Genomic DNA, 14,992 nt, shown 5'->3' on the forward strand with positions numbered 1-14,992 from the left:
ATTATTATCTAACTATTAACTTTCTTGTACTTGCCGTTATACCATTTCCAACTCTTACAAGATAGATACCAGAATTTAAGTCGGCCGTAGAAATACGTTGCTCAAATAAACCATTGTTGTCAAATGATCTAGACATTACTTCTTGTCCTAAAACATCATAAACATTGACATTAATTTTATCACCAGATAACTGATTATTAAATGCTACGGTAAAGTGATCTGTTGCTGGATTAGGATAAATACTAAAACTATCTAATTGATCTTCTTTGTTAGAGAATGTTGCTGGATCTGCGCCTGTGATAATAAGTGAATAATCTTGATTCCCACCTTGAAGATTTCCTTTGTGAGTAACTGAAACTGTATAAGTTCCCGATGGATTATTAATTTCTACTTTTTCGAAATTATCAACATCGTTATCTGAGTTATTAGTTGCAGCAGGTGCAGTGGTAAAATTATTTGGTGATAGTTTCCAAGGATAGAAAACCGTTCCAGAAGCATCGGTTACTTTTAAATCCAAATTGTTAATTAAAGATGCAGTTGGATTATCCTCTGGAGTTAAAGTTGGATCAGGACTTTGACCTTGATAATTGTAATCTCCTTGACTAACTCCCGCAGGATCATACCAACCTATTGATACAATTAATTTTGAAGAAGTATTTGCTGTAAAAGTTTGTGAGTAGGTAGCAGATTGAGCCAAATTTCTTTCATCGATCAATGAGGCATTGCCATTATCTTGAATAACTAAGGCAGCTGCATTTGTATCTAAAAGACCCCAACCAAACTCGTAGTCAGGACCATCGTTATCCCCAGCTTCTTTTACCGTATGTAAGGCTAATGATTTAACCGTACTTCCTCTCATATATTGAGAATTTAAAGAATTATAATATTGCTGCAATAATGTTAATCCTCCAGCTGTGGCTGGAGCAGACATACTCGTTCCTTGTCTTGATACGTAACTACTATCATTTGCAGAGTCAGTCGATAACATATTAACACCTTTAGTCGTAATATCTGGCTTAACTCTACCATCATCAGTTGGTCCCCACGAGCTAAAATTAGACATAGGAACTGAAGCAGGACCGCTGTAATTAGTTTGCGCTACACTTGCACCTACAACCATAGCATTTTTAGAAGTAGCATTACCAACTAAAAGGTCATACCCAAAATCAAAAGTATTTGCTCCAGCATTCCTAGAGTTACCAGCAGATATTACAGTAACAAGGTTGGGATAGGTATTTAATATTAAATCCCAATTTCTAGAATCTACTACATATTTTCCCAAAAAATTCTGGGCAACATTCTCTGCTGGAATACCATAACTATGATTAGAAACAATCATACCTGCTGCAGCCTCTGTTGCGACTTCAGCCTCATCGTTGTTATCTGTAAAACTATAAGAAACTACAGAGGCTTGAGGAGCGATTCCGGTTGCATTCACATTCGGACCGCTTGCAATCATAGTACCAGCAACGTGCGTTCCATGGGAGCTAAGTGAAAATAGAAGCTGACCATCTCTTACACGACCTGTTAAAGCTTCGTGAGTTGAGCGTACTTTACCACCATCCCAAATTCCTATTTCCATATTTTGTCCTTCAATATTAATACCTAGAGAACCACCATTCCAAAGTTCATTTGCTCCTTGCATTACTCCAGCCTGCGTATTGAAAGTCGTCTTATATATAGGTTCACTATTTACAACATCAAAAATCATAAAATGTTTACCTGACTCGTCAACATAAGTTCTCTCAACATTGTTTTGTATTATATACTCAGTCACTCTGGCATTTCTTAAACTTGCAAGTTTCTTGAAGTCTTGAATTAAAATTTCTGATTTTTCCAGATCATAATCTTTTGTAATTTGCGCACGCTCTTCAGCGGTCTGCCCAAAAGAAAGACCTGAACTAAGCAAAGCTAATCCAAGGATAAGTGTAGTCTTTTTCATGTTTTTATTTATAAATAGGGTTCTTTTGTTAATAAGTATCTTTCAGCTTTATCGATATTAAAATATCTTTGCAGAAATTACTGTATTAGAGTCGAAAAATACGTAAAAAAATTACAATTGGTTTGTATTTAACTAATTCTAATGACACAAATAAGCTATAATAGTATCACAAAAGCATAACACAATATGAAATTTATTGTCTCAAGTTCTTATTTACAGAAACACCTTCAAATGTTAGGTGGCGTTATTAACAGTAACAACACCTTACCTATATTAGATAACTTTTTATTGGAGTTAAATGGTAAAGAGCTTAAAGTATCTGCATCAGACATGGAAACAACCATGCTTACCGCCCTAGAAGTTGAAAGTGAAGATGACGGCAGCATTGCTATACCTGCAAAGCTATTACTTGATACTTTAAAAACTTTTCCTGAACAACCGCTTACTTTCAGTGCAGATAATGGTATCATGACGGTAAGCCATGATAAAGGTAGTTCTGAAATAGCCTGTGCAAATGGTGAGGAATTCCCTAAAGCGGTAAGTTTAACAGATCCGAGTAGTACTTCTATATTAGGTGATACTCTAGCAACTGCAATAAATAAAACCATTTTTGCTGCTGGAAATGACGACCTTAGACCAGTAATGTCTGGTGTATTCTTTCAATTCTCAACAGATTCATTAACCTTTGTTGCAACAGACGCTCACAAATTAGTAAGATACCGTAGAGAAGATTTATCTGCTAGTGAAACAGCAGAATTTATTATGCCTAAAAAGCCCTTGAATCTTTTAAAATCAATGTTACAAGGTAGTGAGACAGAGGTTTTAATAGAATATAATGAAAGCAATGCTCAATTTACGTTTGACTCAACGAGTATAATTTGTCGTTTAATAGACGGTAAGTATCCTAACTATGAAGCTGTTATTCCAAAGGAAAACCCTAATAAATTAGTGATTACCCGTAATCAATTTTTAAACTCTGTGAGACGTGTAAGTATCTTTTCTAATAAGACAACTCACCAAATCAGACTTAAAATGGCTGGTGCAGAGTTAAACATATCTGCAGAAGATCTAGATTACAGCAACAAGGCAGATGAAAGGCTTACTTGTGATTATCAAGGAGATGATATGCAAATAGGTTTTAATAGTCGTTTCCTAATTGAAATGTTAAACAATTTAAACTGTGAAGATGTCTCTCTTGAAATGTCTATGCCTAATAGAGCTGGAATCTTAACACCAGTAGATGGTCTAGATGAAGGTGAACATGTAACTATGCTTGTGATGCCAGTAATGCTTAATCAATAAAAGCACTTACTTCTTATATAAATAAAAAGGCTCGCATAATGCGAGCCTTTTTATTTATATCTAACATAACATTACGCATGTTGTTCTTCATGTTTACCTTCTTTTACTTCTTCTACAAGCTTTGCATTGAATGCATCTAAATCATCAGGTGTTCTACTCGTTGTAAAGCCTTCATCAACGACGACTTCTTCATTCACCCAATTTCCTCCTGCGTTTTCAATGTCCTTCTGCAACGATGGGTAAGATGTTAACTTACGTCCATTTAAAACGTCAGCATCTATCAAGGGTTGAATACCGTGGCAAATTGCACTTACTGGCTTATGTTGTTTAAAGAAGTCTTTGATAAATCCTATGGATGCATCATCTTGTCTTAATTGATCTGGATTCAATACTCCGCCAGGCAACATCAAAGAGTTATAGTCGCTTGCGGACACATCTGACACTGCATGATCTACCTTATACGTTTCTGACCAATTTCCGTCATTCCACGCCTTTATAGACTCTCCTGAAGGGCTTATAATATGTACAGTCGCACCTGCATCTTCTAATGCTTTTTTAGGACTGGTTAATTCTATTTCTTCAAATCCGTTTGTGGCTAATATGGCTACTTTCTTTTTCATGGTATATATTATTTTAAATTCCTTACAAAAGTCACATACTGCCATGTGTTTATATAATAAGAGCCTGCTAAGATTTACTTAGCAGGCTCTTAAATTTTACCGTTTTAGCAAAAATTAACTTAAATACCGCTCCATTATCACGTTTTCGTGATGCTTATTGTGACCAGCAATTAAAAAAGGAATCACACGTACACTCATAGCGCTATCACTCGCAATACCTTTAATCATAAGTTGATCTACCGTAATAGACTTAAATAAATCAATAGTAGCGTTTCTTGTAGCTTGAAAAGAATTTAATAGATCCGCTTTCGCGAAAGCGTAATTTTTATAATCTCTAGCAAATACATCTTGATCAAATCCTGGTAAAGGTGTTACATCACCTCTCATAAATCTAAGGGCCCGATAAGCAAACACACGTTCTGTATCGATATTATGCATCAACACCTCACCTATCGACCACTTTCCTTCTCCATATCTAGTGTCTAGAGGCTTGTCTATCGCTTTTATAAAATGTAAGGTATCCTCTAAACTAGTTTCAAGAATCGTATCAATGGTTGCTGCCTCTGGTACTAAATTTAAATAATGATCGTAGTAGCTATTGTACTCTTCTGATTGAAGTTCTTTACGAGTCATTATTTAAAGGTCTTGAAAAACTTTGTGAAGCAATCTTTTCTTATCGTTAATGCTTTCTTCTAACGATATCATCGTTTCGGTACGACTAACTCCTTCAATATCATCAAGCAAGAAAATAATTTTTTTTGCATGAGTGGTGTCCTGAGCTCTAATTTTACAAAAGATATTAAACTTACCTGTCGTAATATGCGCTACAGTAACAAAAGGAATCTCTTTAATACGACTGATTACAAATTGAGTCTGTGACGTTTTTTCTAAAAAGACACCTATATATGCGATAAATGTATATCCCAATTGCTCATAGTCCACTGTTAGAGAAGATCCTTTAATTATACCACTTTCTTCCATCTTTTTAACTCGTACATGAACTGTTCCTGCCGATATATTTAATCGCTTTGCGATGTCTGTAAACGGTGTTCTCGTGTTTTCAATTAACACATCAAGTATTTGCTTATCTATGTCGTCAATCCTTGCCATTTCTTTATTTTATCAATTATTTACAAAAAAACACAAAAAACTAAGATAAACCCGAACAAAAAGTCAGTTTTATCATATAATTAATAGAAAATCTGAATATCTAAACTATTACTAATAATCTTTTGCCCTGTAGATATCTCAAAGTCAACAACGGCATCAATTAAACTCATATCTATAATGCGATGCGCATTTTTTACTGTAGTATCATTAACACCAGTAAGAAACGGAACAAAGTAAAGAATATCATCGCTCAAAACCTCTCGATACATTATAGATAAATCGACTGTACTTTTACCTGATGGGACATTTTTTATGAGAATATCACAAAAGTTAGTTTCTATTGGAGTAATCGAATGATACTCACTAAGCACTTTTTGAGAATCTACATCATCACTTGACGCAATAACCTCAATAGCACGTTGTAATGACTTAAATATGGAATGAACAGTTTCGGTACGATAATAATCATCATCTGCCTGTCCTGCCTCAAATAGTATTGTAGGAACACCTAGAGATTGGAACGTATCTCCAACACAATTTGCATTAAAACCATCTCCATATCTACCTATGATGTGATTTGAATCATGGCTAATACAATCAATTATTCGATTGATAACATTCATTGCTTTTAAACGTGCAGGTGTCACCTCTCTAGATTCATCGGCTGCAGGAGATAAGAAAGAACAGTGAATTCCTTTACTTCCATCTGGTGTTCCATAGATCGTTCTTTGATCATGAAGGTTGAAACAATAGTCAGGTTGAAAAACCTCAAATGCAGTTTTTAAAAGAACACTTTCTGGCTGAGAAAGATTCTGAGCATCTCGATTTAAATCTACAGAATTTGCGTTTTCCCTAGTCCATCTCTTTAATCCGTCTGGATTTAAAACAGGAATTATGTATAATGAATATTTTTTAAAATTATCTGACTTTACAAACCAATCCATAAAAGGAATCAACGCTCTAGTAGTGGTAGATTCATTTCCATGCATTTGTGACCACATCAATATTTTAATTGAACCAGATCCTAATTGCACATTATAAATAGAATTACCTAAAACAGATTTCCCTAGTTCACTTTTAATAGAGTGATACCCCTTAAAACTACCTATAAGAGTATCTAAGGAACTAATAAAATCTTCATATATAAAGTAACGCTTATCGAGAACAGGTGCCATGACGTTAGTATTAAAGCAGGTTGTATTCATTGTGACAAAATAAGTGATACAAATGTAACTCATCCGCAGTTTACACATGTAAACACCTTTTAATTTACAATTGTAAACAAAACAACACTTTGAATTGTTTACAACTGTAATCAATATTAATTGTTGAACTGTAGACTATACCACTGGAACATTAGCATATACCATCATCACTACATCTTGTAGCTATAAAAATCTTTAATTCAGCATATTAATTACTACCAAGTATACTATAGATTCAACTATAAACCTACAATCATAAGGACGTATTGCGTATGATGCACATATTGTTTAGTTTTGTAAACAATAAAACAACACTGTTTTTGTTTACAAATGTAACACATGGTCAATTCAGCTGATTTTACAAAGAGAATCCATAAAATCATGGAAAAAAATGATTTGAACGCATCATCATTTGCAGAAGCTATACACGTAGGTCGCAGTTCAATCTCACATATTTTATCTGGACGTAACAAACCTAGTCTAGATCTAGTCATGAATATTGTAGATCAATTTCCAGAGGTAGATCTATATTGGTTACTAAACGGTAAAGGTTCTTACCCTAAAAAGGAAATGATTGAGACTCCTGCTGCTCAACCAGTAGCTCCTACCGTTAAAAAAGAAGATAAAATTGAAACAACCGCTGCTGTAAATCCACCAGTCACTCCATCACCAGATTTATTTTCCACTCCAAAACCCGAGATCACCAAAGAAACGGAAACATTAATTAAAGGGAAAAATATATCAAAAATAATCGTCTTGTATAGTGACGGAAGTTTTAAAGATTACTTCCCAGAATAGATGAGCTATTGCTTAAATTTGTTTAAAAATAAGAGATGCGTATTTTAGGAATTCTTATGCTAGTTTTGATGACTAGTTCATGTTATCAAGTTGAAAGAGATTGTTCAAATTTCAGAACAGGTACCTTTATATGGGAACAAGAAAGTGGTGGTAAATTATTGAAAACAACTTTTACAAGAACAGAAGAATTCCAAATTGAAACCTATGAAGGTGTTGTTGACAGTTCTCGAGTAGAGTGGATAAATGATTGTGAGTGGAGAATTATTCCTATCAATCCAAAAACAAATGCAGATAGTAGAGCTTATCTTTTTAGAATATTAAACACGACTGAAGATTCTTATACATTTGAATTTAAACAATCTGGTCGTGAACAAACGTATCAAGGTACTGCCGTAAAAAAATAAATCACATATTATGTTTGAAATTTTCTCAAGTGCAGACGCGTGGATCGCTTTAGTAACATTAATATTTTTAGAAATTGTACTAGGTATAGATAATATCATATTTATTTCCCTAGCGGCAGACAAGTTACCAGCAGATCAAAGAAAGAAAGCTACTAACATAGGTTTAGCGCTTGCGATGATTTTACGTATCGCACTACTCTTTGGGATTAGCGTTTTGATATCTCTACAGGCTCCATGGTTTATATTTGATTGGGGCTGGGCTCACGGATCCATATCTGGGCAGTCTTTAATTCTTATCGCTGGTGGTATATTCTTATTATATAAATCTACTCAAGAGATTTATGAAAAAGTTGAAGACATAGGACATGACCAAAGAGAGGTCAAACGTAAGAGAACATCTGCACTATCAAAAGTTATCATGGAAATCACTATGATTAATATTGTCTTTTCTTTTGATAGTATTCTGACTGCTATAGGAATGACAAATGGTTTGAGTGATGATCCAGATGGAGCTTTACTATTAATGATCATAGCAATCGTAATATCTGTTATCATTATGCTGGTATTTGCTCATCCTGTTGGAAAGTTTGTAAATAAGCATCCATCGGTACAGGTTCTAGGACTTGCCTTTTTATTATTGATTGGGTTTATGCTTATTGCTGAAGGTGCTCATATGGCCGACCTAGTTATCTTTAATCAAAGTACCGGTACAATTCCTAAAGGTTACCTATACTTTGCTATTTTCTTCTCAATGTTCATTGAATTCTTGAACTTTAAATTGCGAAGTAAAAAAATCAAGACTAAGAAGACAACAGATCTTTTAGAAGAAGATGAAAAAATAAATTAGACCATTCACTTATACTCATAAATTAAATAGCGCCGTAAATAATTAATTTACGGCGCTATTTAATGAAGTAATCATATTTATCGACCACCGTTAGGCCTACCACCTTGACCAGGTCCACCAGAACGTCTCTCTGGTACTGGAGCGTTTTTAAGCTCTTCTAGTGATAGAAAACCATCATCATCTGTATCTATCTTATCAAAATCATTTTTGAGCGGTCCTTGCACCTCTTCTATAGATAATTTTCCATCTTTATTTGTATCCATTTGCTGTATAAGAGTTGCCGCATCAGGCTTTTCTCCATTTTTAGAAGTTGCTGCTTTTTCAGTCGTATTTGTTGAACCACAACTCGTTAATACTACAACTCCTACTGCTATTGCTACTAATTTAAGTGCTTTCATATAAATTGGTTTTCTTATTTGACTTAATCTATGTACAATAGTTTAGTGGTGACATAAAAAAAGCCCATCATTAGAGATGGGCTTTTTAAATTACGCTTTCGCGAAAGCGAAATAAATACTTCTAATCGTTACTTAAGGCATCCAGTCTTTTTTCTAATGCATCAATACGCTCCAGTGATTGTTCTAATTTTTGAATTCTTAATTCTTGAGTTTTTAATTTAGAATGCAGTTCTGTTATATAAAGAAATTGTTCTTCTAATTTTTCTAAGTTTTTCAGTGCTGTCTCTGTAACATTTACTGTCATTCCTTGAGCTTCAATATCCTCAATAGACTTCACTCCTATTAAATGTCCATTAGCCTTAACGAAAGCTTCTGCTTCATCAATAGTAGGAAATGTATAAGTTTTACTTAATTCTGATTTGCCCTCATAGTAGATATCAAATACATAATCTGCATAACCAGCAACACCTGTTGAAGACACAAAATTATTTGCTGTAATGGTTCCCGTAGTTTTAATATTTGCTGATACAGCTTCTAGTTCAGAAATGTTACCTAATATCAGTTGATTATCTTTTGTGGTGGTAGCACCATCACCTAATGCAATAGATCTATTGTGTTTAACCACGGCACCAGTACCTATTGCAACTGAGTTAGAAGCAGCACTATTGCTAGCTCTAGATTGAGAACCTATTGCAATATTGCGAGTTCCTACCGCAGTGGCAGTGTTACCTATCGTGATAGCATCTACACCACTAGATGTTGATTTCTTACCTATAGCTATTGCGGTGTCTTGTGATGCTTTGGCTTCAAAACCTAATGCTAATGATTCTGTACCAGAGGCATTTGCTTTATTTCCTAAACTAGATGAATTATTTGCACTTGCTTTTGCTTCAGCTCCTATTGCGGTGCTTAAAGCTCCACTTGCACCAGAATTGAATCCTAATGATGTTGCACTATCTGAAGAACTTAAAGCGTCTTGGCCAATTGCTAGAGATCGAGCACCATTAGAATTAGCATCTGTTCCTATAGCAAGTGCATTTTCTCCTAAAGCATCTGTATCTTCTCCTATCGCTATAGAATTTTGTTTTGAAGCACGTGCCATATTTCCTATAGCCACCGCAGAAATACTTTCTCCAGAAGAAGAATTCCCTATAGCTATACTATTAGTAGCAGTAGTACTAGATCTGTGACCCAGAGATATAGATTGATTACCGTTTGCATCAGATTCGTTTCCTATAGAAACAGCATTAAGATTATTAGATTTTGCGTCATCTCCAATTACTGTAGAACTTTCTCCTAGCGCTTGTGCATCGCTACCTATAGCGATTGCTGTAAGTGTCGCATCAGTATTTGCTCCTACGGCGATGGCATTAGATCCAGATGTATCTGCATTTCTACCGACATTTACAGAGTTTTGTCCTGTCGCATTTGTATTTGAACCTATAACAACAGAGTTTGCGGCTGTGTTGATGGCTGTATCACCTATCGTTACACTATTACCACCTGTATTATTAACGCTACTACCGATGGCTACAGAGTTGCTTGAAGTATTGGTAGCGCTATTACCTATTGCTATGACATCAGAACCGGTTGCTTTAGAAGTTGTACCTAATGCTAAAGCGTTAGTTCCTGTGGAAATCGCTAGATAACCAAAAGATGCTGCATTATCACCTGTAGCCTCAGAGTTGAATCCGACCGCAATAGCACGAGTAGATGCTGTAGAAGCATTTGCTCCTATAGATATAGCATATTGCTGTGGTGCTGCTGTTGATGATCCTATAGCAATTGAACTAGAGTTTGCGGCACTAGCGTTATGACCTATAGCTATTGTATTCACACCATTAACAATAGCATCACTTCCCATCGCAATGGCGTCATTATTACTAGCACTAGCGGACTCTCCTATAGCGATAGAGTTAGAACCATTTGAAGTACTCAAGCTACCTATAACTATAGCATTTTGAGCAGTTACAGAACTAGACTGTCCTAATGCAATAGAGTTTTGACCAGCCGCAGTTGATCGGTATCCTATAGCTGTAGCTGTATTATTACCTATTTGAGATTGATTACCTACTGCAACAGAATTTGACAAATTCCCAGCAGTCACATCTGCATTAGCACCTATAATCGTATTACCTGCACCGTTACTTACAGAATTACCTGCTTGATATCCAACGGCTACATGATTTGAACTGCGTGCATTTGCAAGAGATCCAACTCCTATTGCGGTATTATCAGCACTACTAGTTGCATAACGCATGGCATCATTACCTATAGCTGTATTATTTGAAGACGATACCGAATTCTCCAAAGCTTCATCACCTATCGCTGTATTAAAATTACCGTCTACATTTTTAGATAGACTTAAAGTACCTACCGCCATATTATCACGCCCAATCGTATTAAGAGTACCAGATTGATAACCTATAAATACATTCTGTTCTCCTTTTCTACCAGTCGCATCTGTAGGCACATAACTATTACCGGCGTCTTCACCTATAAATATAGACTTTGCTTCTGCAAATACTTCTAATTGACCAGATTCAGTCATTCTAAATCTTTGAATATCATTAACTTTAAATACTACATCTTGTGCTGTGGTGGTTCCCATAAAATGCTGGGTATCGTCAATGTTATCATTACCTTCTATATTCCAACCTGATCCACCTGCTGTAAAAGATATCCAATTTGTAGAGGCATTATCCCAGTAATAAAAACCAGGTTCATAATTTTCTAATCCTGTACCAGTAATGTTACGACTAACTGCCGTAGTAAGATATACAAGTAAAGATTGCTGGTTGATGTCTGGATTAGTAGTCGCAAAATCATCTACTCGTGGAATAAGTATTCCTGTACTAGGTAATACTGGTGTATCTGTATTTATATCTAATGTTGCAAATGGATTATCAGTATTAATTCCGACTTGAGCAAAAAGAACGGTAGAAAGACTAAAAAAAAGTAGGGTAATAAAAATTCTCATAACGCTATTAATAGGGAATGCAAATTTATTATCTACTTATCCCTTTATGAGTAACGCCAAATTAAAAATGTAACAAAAAGACAAAAAGCTAAAAAAAAAGACAAAATACACGTTTTCAGTCGATTCAACATGCTTTTAACCGATGTTAAGACTTTTTAGATAGCAATTCATTTTGCTCTTTCATCAATTCTTTAAGGTCTGAAAGTAATTCAATATCCTTAGGTGTAACGACTGTTTTATCTTTAGAGTCATGTGACTTATTACGTAATTTGTTCATTCCTTTGACTACTAGAAATACGGTAAAACCGATTACAAGAAAGTCTAGACTTACTTGAAAAAACTCTCCATACCCTATTTCGATTGCCTTAGCCGCATCACCCGTTAGATCTGGATTTGCTTCTTTCAAAACCCATTTTTTGTCTTCATAATTGATACCGTCAGTAAGATATGACAGTGGTGGCAGTAATACTTTTTTCACTAAGGTCTGCACTACATTATTGAAAGCTGTTCCTATGATGATACCTATCGCCATATCAATCATATTACCTTTTACGGCAAATTCCTTAAATTCAGTTAGTATTCCCATCGTTTATAAATTGTGGTATAAAAATAAAAATCCTGCTTTCGCGAAAGCAGGATTAGATAAATAATTAACTTTTAAAAAAGACTCGCTTGTCCACTATCATCGATATCTGGATCTGGCGCATTATCATCTTTAACTTCTTTATTAGGTTTTGCTGCTGCATTAGCATTTGAAGGTTCAGTAGTAGACACTACCGTTTCGTCATTAACTTCGACCTCAACCGCTGGAGTGGTTTCTGGCTCTTCAAACGGTAATGGATCTAACCAGTTAATTTGTTTCACTTTACTTTTAGTAAGCTGGTTCCCTTGTGCACCTATTCCTTTAACCGCTATAAACTCGTCGATATCGACAGGTTCATTAGGTGGTTGTTCTTTACCTCTGGGTTTATTAAACACTAGCTCAGCAACAGGCTTATAGTCTGTAGAAATAACTTCAAGATAAGAACCTTCAACATCTGGCAGGAATGTTTCTTCTCTTTCCTCATTTTCAACTAAGAATCTCTTAACGTAAAATAATTCTTTTTCCCCATGAAAATATATAGCACTTATCGGTTTTTTAGGAGACCACTTCTCTAAAGCTATCATATCGTCATCAAAACGAGCTGTTACCTCAGGAATTATAGTTTTAACTAATCCTTTTTGATTGATAATTAACAATCGATCTTCTCCTCTGAATTCACCTAAAAGCTCACCTCTTCCATCAACATTTAAACGTTGTACCGTATCATCAAACCAAATTTTACGTGGTTTCAAGGTACTTACACCTTCTTCTTTAAGTTCTACTTTCTTAATGTTATACTTAGTCACTTGATTACCTCTGGATGCTCTACCTTTAATTAAAATCTCAGAGAAATCTAAATCCCATTTTACTTTCTTAATACTTCCTTGCTGGCGCAGATTTATACTTACAACCTCAGCCTCTCCATTAGGATTTGCACTAAAATAATGTACCTGAGATCCTTTATCTGCTTTACCCATAGGATATGCCTTATCTCTGGTCATACTCGTTACGGCAAACCTCTTTACATAACTAGGTCCTGTTTTACCATCTCGATAAATCACATTATATATGGTACGCTTATCTTTTTTCTTAAAGACAGCAACATGAATAATGTCTTTACCAATAAAGGTTTTAGCATCTACTTTAGTCACCATCATCGTTCCATCTTTAGTAAATACTATGATATCATCTATGTCTGCACAATCGGTAACGTACTCGTCTCTTTTTAATGAAGTACCAATAAAGCCTTCGGCTCTATTTACGTAGAGCTTAGTGTTTCTCATCACTACCTTTGTAGCTACGATATCGTCAAAGGTCTTGATCTCTGTTTTACGCTCTCTTCCTTCTCCATAATTCTTTTTGAGAGATTTAAAGTAATCAATCGCATATTCAATAAGATGCTCTAGGTGATGCTTTAACTGTGCAATACGTTCTTCAAGGGCATCTATTTTTTGCTGTGCTTTATCAATATCAAATTTTGAAATACGTTTAATACGAATCTCTGTTAATCTCGTGATATCATCTACAGTAATAGCTCTTTTTAAATGACTTATGTGCGGTTTTAATCCTTTATCAATCGCAGTGATAACTCCATCCCATGTTTCCTCTTCCTCAATATCGCGATAAATTCTATTCTCAATAAAAATGCGCTCTAATGATGCAAAGTGCCACTGCTCTTCTACTTCATCAAGTTGTATTTCTAACTCTTGTTTTAATAAATCAACAGTATGATCTGCACTGCGACGCAACATCTCTGTAACACCTACAAATAATGGTTTATTATCTTCTATCACACAACCTAGTGGAGAGATACTGGACTCACAATTTGTAAAAGCAAATAAGGCGTCCATCGTTTTATCTGGAGAAATTCCAGCATGAAGATGTATCATAATTTCAACATCTGCTGCCGTATTATCTTCTATCTTTTTAATTTTGATTTTACCTTTATCATTGGCTTTCAAAATCGAGTCGATTAAAGAGCTTGTATTTGTTGAATACGGTATTTCAGTGATGATTATCGTATTCTTATCTGGTGCGTGCATTTTTGCGCGCACACGCACTTTACCACCACGCAAACCGTCATTATAATTAGAAATATCGATTTCTCCACCAGTCGGAAAATCCGGATATATAGTAAATCTTTTACCTTGTAAATGCTTTATAGAAGCATCTATTAACTCAATAAAATTGTGTGGTAACACTTTAGTACTTAGTCCTACTGCGATTCCTTCAGCTCCTTGTGCGAGTAGTAACGGGAATTTTACCGGTAGGTTAACAGGTTCTTTACGACGGCCATCATAACTGGATTGCCATTCTGTAATTTTAGGATTAAAAAGAATTTCTAGCGCAAACTTTGACAATCTTGCTTCTATATAACGAGAAGCCGCTGCAGGATCGCCTGTAAAGATATTTCCCCAGTTTCCTTGCATGTCTATGAGCATATCTTTTTGCCCTATTTGTACCATGGCATCGCTTATACTAGCATCTCCATGTGGATGATATTGCATGGCATGACCTACAATGTTTGCTACCTTATTATAACGTCCATCATCTAGATCTTTCATAGACTGCATGATACGTCTTTGAACAGGTTTAAAACCATCTTCAATCGCTGGTACCGCACGTTCCAATATTACATAACTCGCATAATCTAAGAACCATTCCTTGTACATTCCCGTAATACGAGTAATGCTCTCCGTAGGTTCTATGATCTCGCCTTCATGGATTGGCTCTAATTCTTCGTTTTCTTCACTCATTTGTTAGTTAACGGTTATCGGTTAACGGTTGTTAGATTAATCACGCT

13 protein-coding genes are annotated in these 14,992 nt (G+C 35.3%); 4 read left to right on the forward strand and 9 right to left on the reverse strand.

Going from position 1 to position 14,992, the window contains the following annotated elements:
* Nucleotides 1-4: 4 nt before the first annotated feature.
* On the reverse strand, nt 5-1,942 hold the full coding sequence (locus tag ACJJVI_RS11985) for a S8 family serine peptidase (protein WP_348020974.1): 1,938 nt from the start codon (nt 1,940-1,942) through the stop codon (nt 5-7).
* A gap of 186 nt (nt 1,943-2,128) precedes the next feature.
* Between ACJJVI_RS11985 and dnaN the strand changes: the two genes are divergently transcribed.
* Nucleotides 2,129-3,244 carry a DNA polymerase III subunit beta gene (dnaN, locus tag ACJJVI_RS11990; RefSeq protein WP_036580761.1) on the forward strand — a complete coding sequence of 372 codons (1,116 nt, stop codon included), beginning with the start codon at nt 2,129-2,131 and terminating at the stop codon, nt 3,242-3,244.
* Between the two features lie 71 nt (nt 3,245-3,315).
* Here dnaN and ACJJVI_RS11995 read toward each other — a convergent pair whose 3' ends face one another.
* From ACJJVI_RS11995 to ACJJVI_RS12010, 4 genes are all read right to left on the reverse strand, one after another.
* Nucleotides 3,316-3,864, reverse strand: a complete 549-nt coding sequence (locus ACJJVI_RS11995; protein WP_348020975.1) for a type 1 glutamine amidotransferase domain-containing protein — start codon at nt 3,862-3,864, stop codon at nt 3,316-3,318.
* Between the two features lie 114 nt (nt 3,865-3,978).
* Nucleotides 3,979-4,497 (reverse strand): DinB family protein, encoded by a 519-nt coding sequence (locus ACJJVI_RS12000; RefSeq protein WP_042272135.1) that lies wholly within the window; start codon nt 4,495-4,497, stop codon nt 3,979-3,981.
* A gap of 3 nt (nt 4,498-4,500) precedes the next feature.
* Nucleotides 4,501-4,974, reverse strand: a complete 474-nt coding sequence (locus tag ACJJVI_RS12005; RefSeq protein ID WP_036580768.1) for an Lrp/AsnC family transcriptional regulator — start codon at nt 4,972-4,974, stop codon at nt 4,501-4,503.
* An 80-nt stretch (nt 4,975-5,054) separates the two neighbouring features.
* Nucleotides 5,055-6,179: a M14 family zinc carboxypeptidase gene (locus ACJJVI_RS12010; protein WP_405352138.1), complete on the reverse strand. Its 1,125-nt coding sequence runs from the start codon at nt 6,177-6,179 to the stop codon at nt 5,055-5,057.
* Between the two features lie 381 nt (nt 6,180-6,560).
* On the opposite strand from ACJJVI_RS12010, the gene ACJJVI_RS12015 reads away from it, so the two are divergent.
* The 3 genes from ACJJVI_RS12015 to ACJJVI_RS12025 are packed head-to-tail and all read left to right on the forward strand — an operon-like array spanning nt 6,561 to nt 8,228.
* Entirely contained in the window at nt 6,561-6,977 is a 417-nt protein-coding gene (locus tag ACJJVI_RS12015) for a helix-turn-helix transcriptional regulator (RefSeq protein ID WP_235183318.1), read from the forward strand.
* 35 nt (nt 6,978-7,012) lie between these two features.
* On the forward strand, nt 7,013-7,381 hold the full coding sequence (locus ACJJVI_RS12020) for a hypothetical protein (protein ID WP_042297195.1): 369 nt from the start codon (nt 7,013-7,015) through the stop codon (nt 7,379-7,381).
* Nucleotides 7,382-7,391: 10 nt separating this feature from the next.
* A complete protein-coding gene (locus ACJJVI_RS12025) occupies nt 7,392-8,228 on the forward strand; it encodes a TerC family protein (protein WP_348020978.1) in 837 nt (278 codons plus the stop codon).
* A gap of 77 nt (nt 8,229-8,305) precedes the next feature.
* On the opposite strand, the gene ACJJVI_RS12030 is transcribed toward ACJJVI_RS12025, so the two are convergent.
* The 4 genes from ACJJVI_RS12030 to ACJJVI_RS12045 all read right to left on the reverse strand — a co-directional run bounded on the left by ACJJVI_RS12030 (nt 8,306) and on the right by ACJJVI_RS12045 (nt 14,945).
* Entirely contained in the window at nt 8,306-8,626 is a 321-nt protein-coding gene (locus ACJJVI_RS12030; RefSeq protein ID WP_405352140.1) for an EF-hand domain-containing protein, read from the reverse strand.
* 121 nt (nt 8,627-8,747) lie between these two features.
* Nucleotides 8,748-11,606 (reverse strand): hypothetical protein, encoded by a 2,859-nt coding sequence (locus ACJJVI_RS12035; RefSeq protein ID WP_397299059.1) that lies wholly within the window; start codon nt 11,604-11,606, stop codon nt 8,748-8,750.
* Between the two features lie 145 nt (nt 11,607-11,751).
* Nucleotides 11,752-12,192 (reverse strand): large-conductance mechanosensitive channel protein MscL, encoded by a 441-nt coding sequence (gene mscL / locus ACJJVI_RS12040; RefSeq protein ID WP_042248818.1) that lies wholly within the window; start codon nt 12,190-12,192, stop codon nt 11,752-11,754.
* Between the two features lie 71 nt (nt 12,193-12,263).
* Nucleotides 12,264-14,945 carry a DNA gyrase/topoisomerase IV subunit A gene (locus ACJJVI_RS12045; protein WP_405352142.1) on the reverse strand — a complete coding sequence of 894 codons (2,682 nt, stop codon included), beginning with the start codon at nt 14,943-14,945 and terminating at the stop codon, nt 12,264-12,266.
* Nucleotides 14,946-14,992 lie beyond the last annotated feature (47 nt).

This window comes from Nonlabens sp. Asnod3-H03, from assembly GCF_045063665.1.
In the GTDB taxonomy this organism is placed as follows: Bacteria; Bacteroidota; Bacteroidia; order Flavobacteriales; family Flavobacteriaceae; genus Nonlabens; species Nonlabens ulvanivorans.

Excerpts from the sequence above, each read along its gene's own strand:
- ACJJVI_RS11985 (WP_348020974.1), bottom strand. The coding sequence starts at position 1,942 with ATGAAAAAGACTACACTTATCCTTGGATTAGCTTTGCTTAGTTCAGGT.
- ACJJVI_RS11995 (WP_348020975.1), bottom strand. The coding sequence starts at position 3,864 with ATGAAAAAGAAAGTAGCCATATTAGCCACAAACGGATTTGAAGAAATA.
- ACJJVI_RS12025 (WP_348020978.1), top strand. The coding sequence starts at position 7,392 with ATGTTTGAAATTTTCTCAAGTGCAGACGCGTGGATCGCTTTAGTAACA.
- ACJJVI_RS12015 (WP_235183318.1), top strand. The coding sequence starts at position 6,561 with ATGGAAAAAAATGATTTGAACGCATCATCATTTGCAGAAGCTATACAC.
- ACJJVI_RS12005 (WP_036580768.1), bottom strand. The coding sequence starts at position 4,974 with ATGGCAAGGATTGACGACATAGATAAGCAAATACTTGATGTGTTAATT.
- ACJJVI_RS12030 (WP_405352140.1), bottom strand. The coding sequence starts at position 8,626 with ATGAAAGCACTTAAATTAGTAGCAATAGCAGTAGGAGTTGTAGTATTA.
- dnaN (WP_036580761.1), top strand. The coding sequence starts at position 2,129 with ATGAAATTTATTGTCTCAAGTTCTTATTTACAGAAACACCTTCAAATG.
- mscL (WP_042248818.1), bottom strand. The coding sequence starts at position 12,192 with ATGGGAATACTAACTGAATTTAAGGAATTTGCCGTAAAAGGTAATATG.
- ACJJVI_RS12010 (WP_405352138.1), bottom strand. The coding sequence starts at position 6,179 with ATGAATACAACCTGCTTTAATACTAACGTCATGGCACCTGTTCTCGAT.
- ACJJVI_RS12020 (WP_042297195.1), top strand. The coding sequence starts at position 7,013 with ATGCGTATTTTAGGAATTCTTATGCTAGTTTTGATGACTAGTTCATGT.
- ACJJVI_RS12035 (WP_397299059.1), bottom strand. The coding sequence starts at position 11,606 with ATGAGAATTTTTATTACCCTACTTTTTTTTAGTCTTTCTACCGTTCTT.
- ACJJVI_RS12000 (WP_042272135.1), bottom strand. The coding sequence starts at position 4,497 with ATGACTCGTAAAGAACTTCAATCAGAAGAGTACAATAGCTACTACGAT.
- ACJJVI_RS12045 (WP_405352142.1), bottom strand. The coding sequence starts at position 14,945 with ATGAGTGAAGAAAACGAAGAATTAGAGCCAATCCATGAAGGCGAGATC.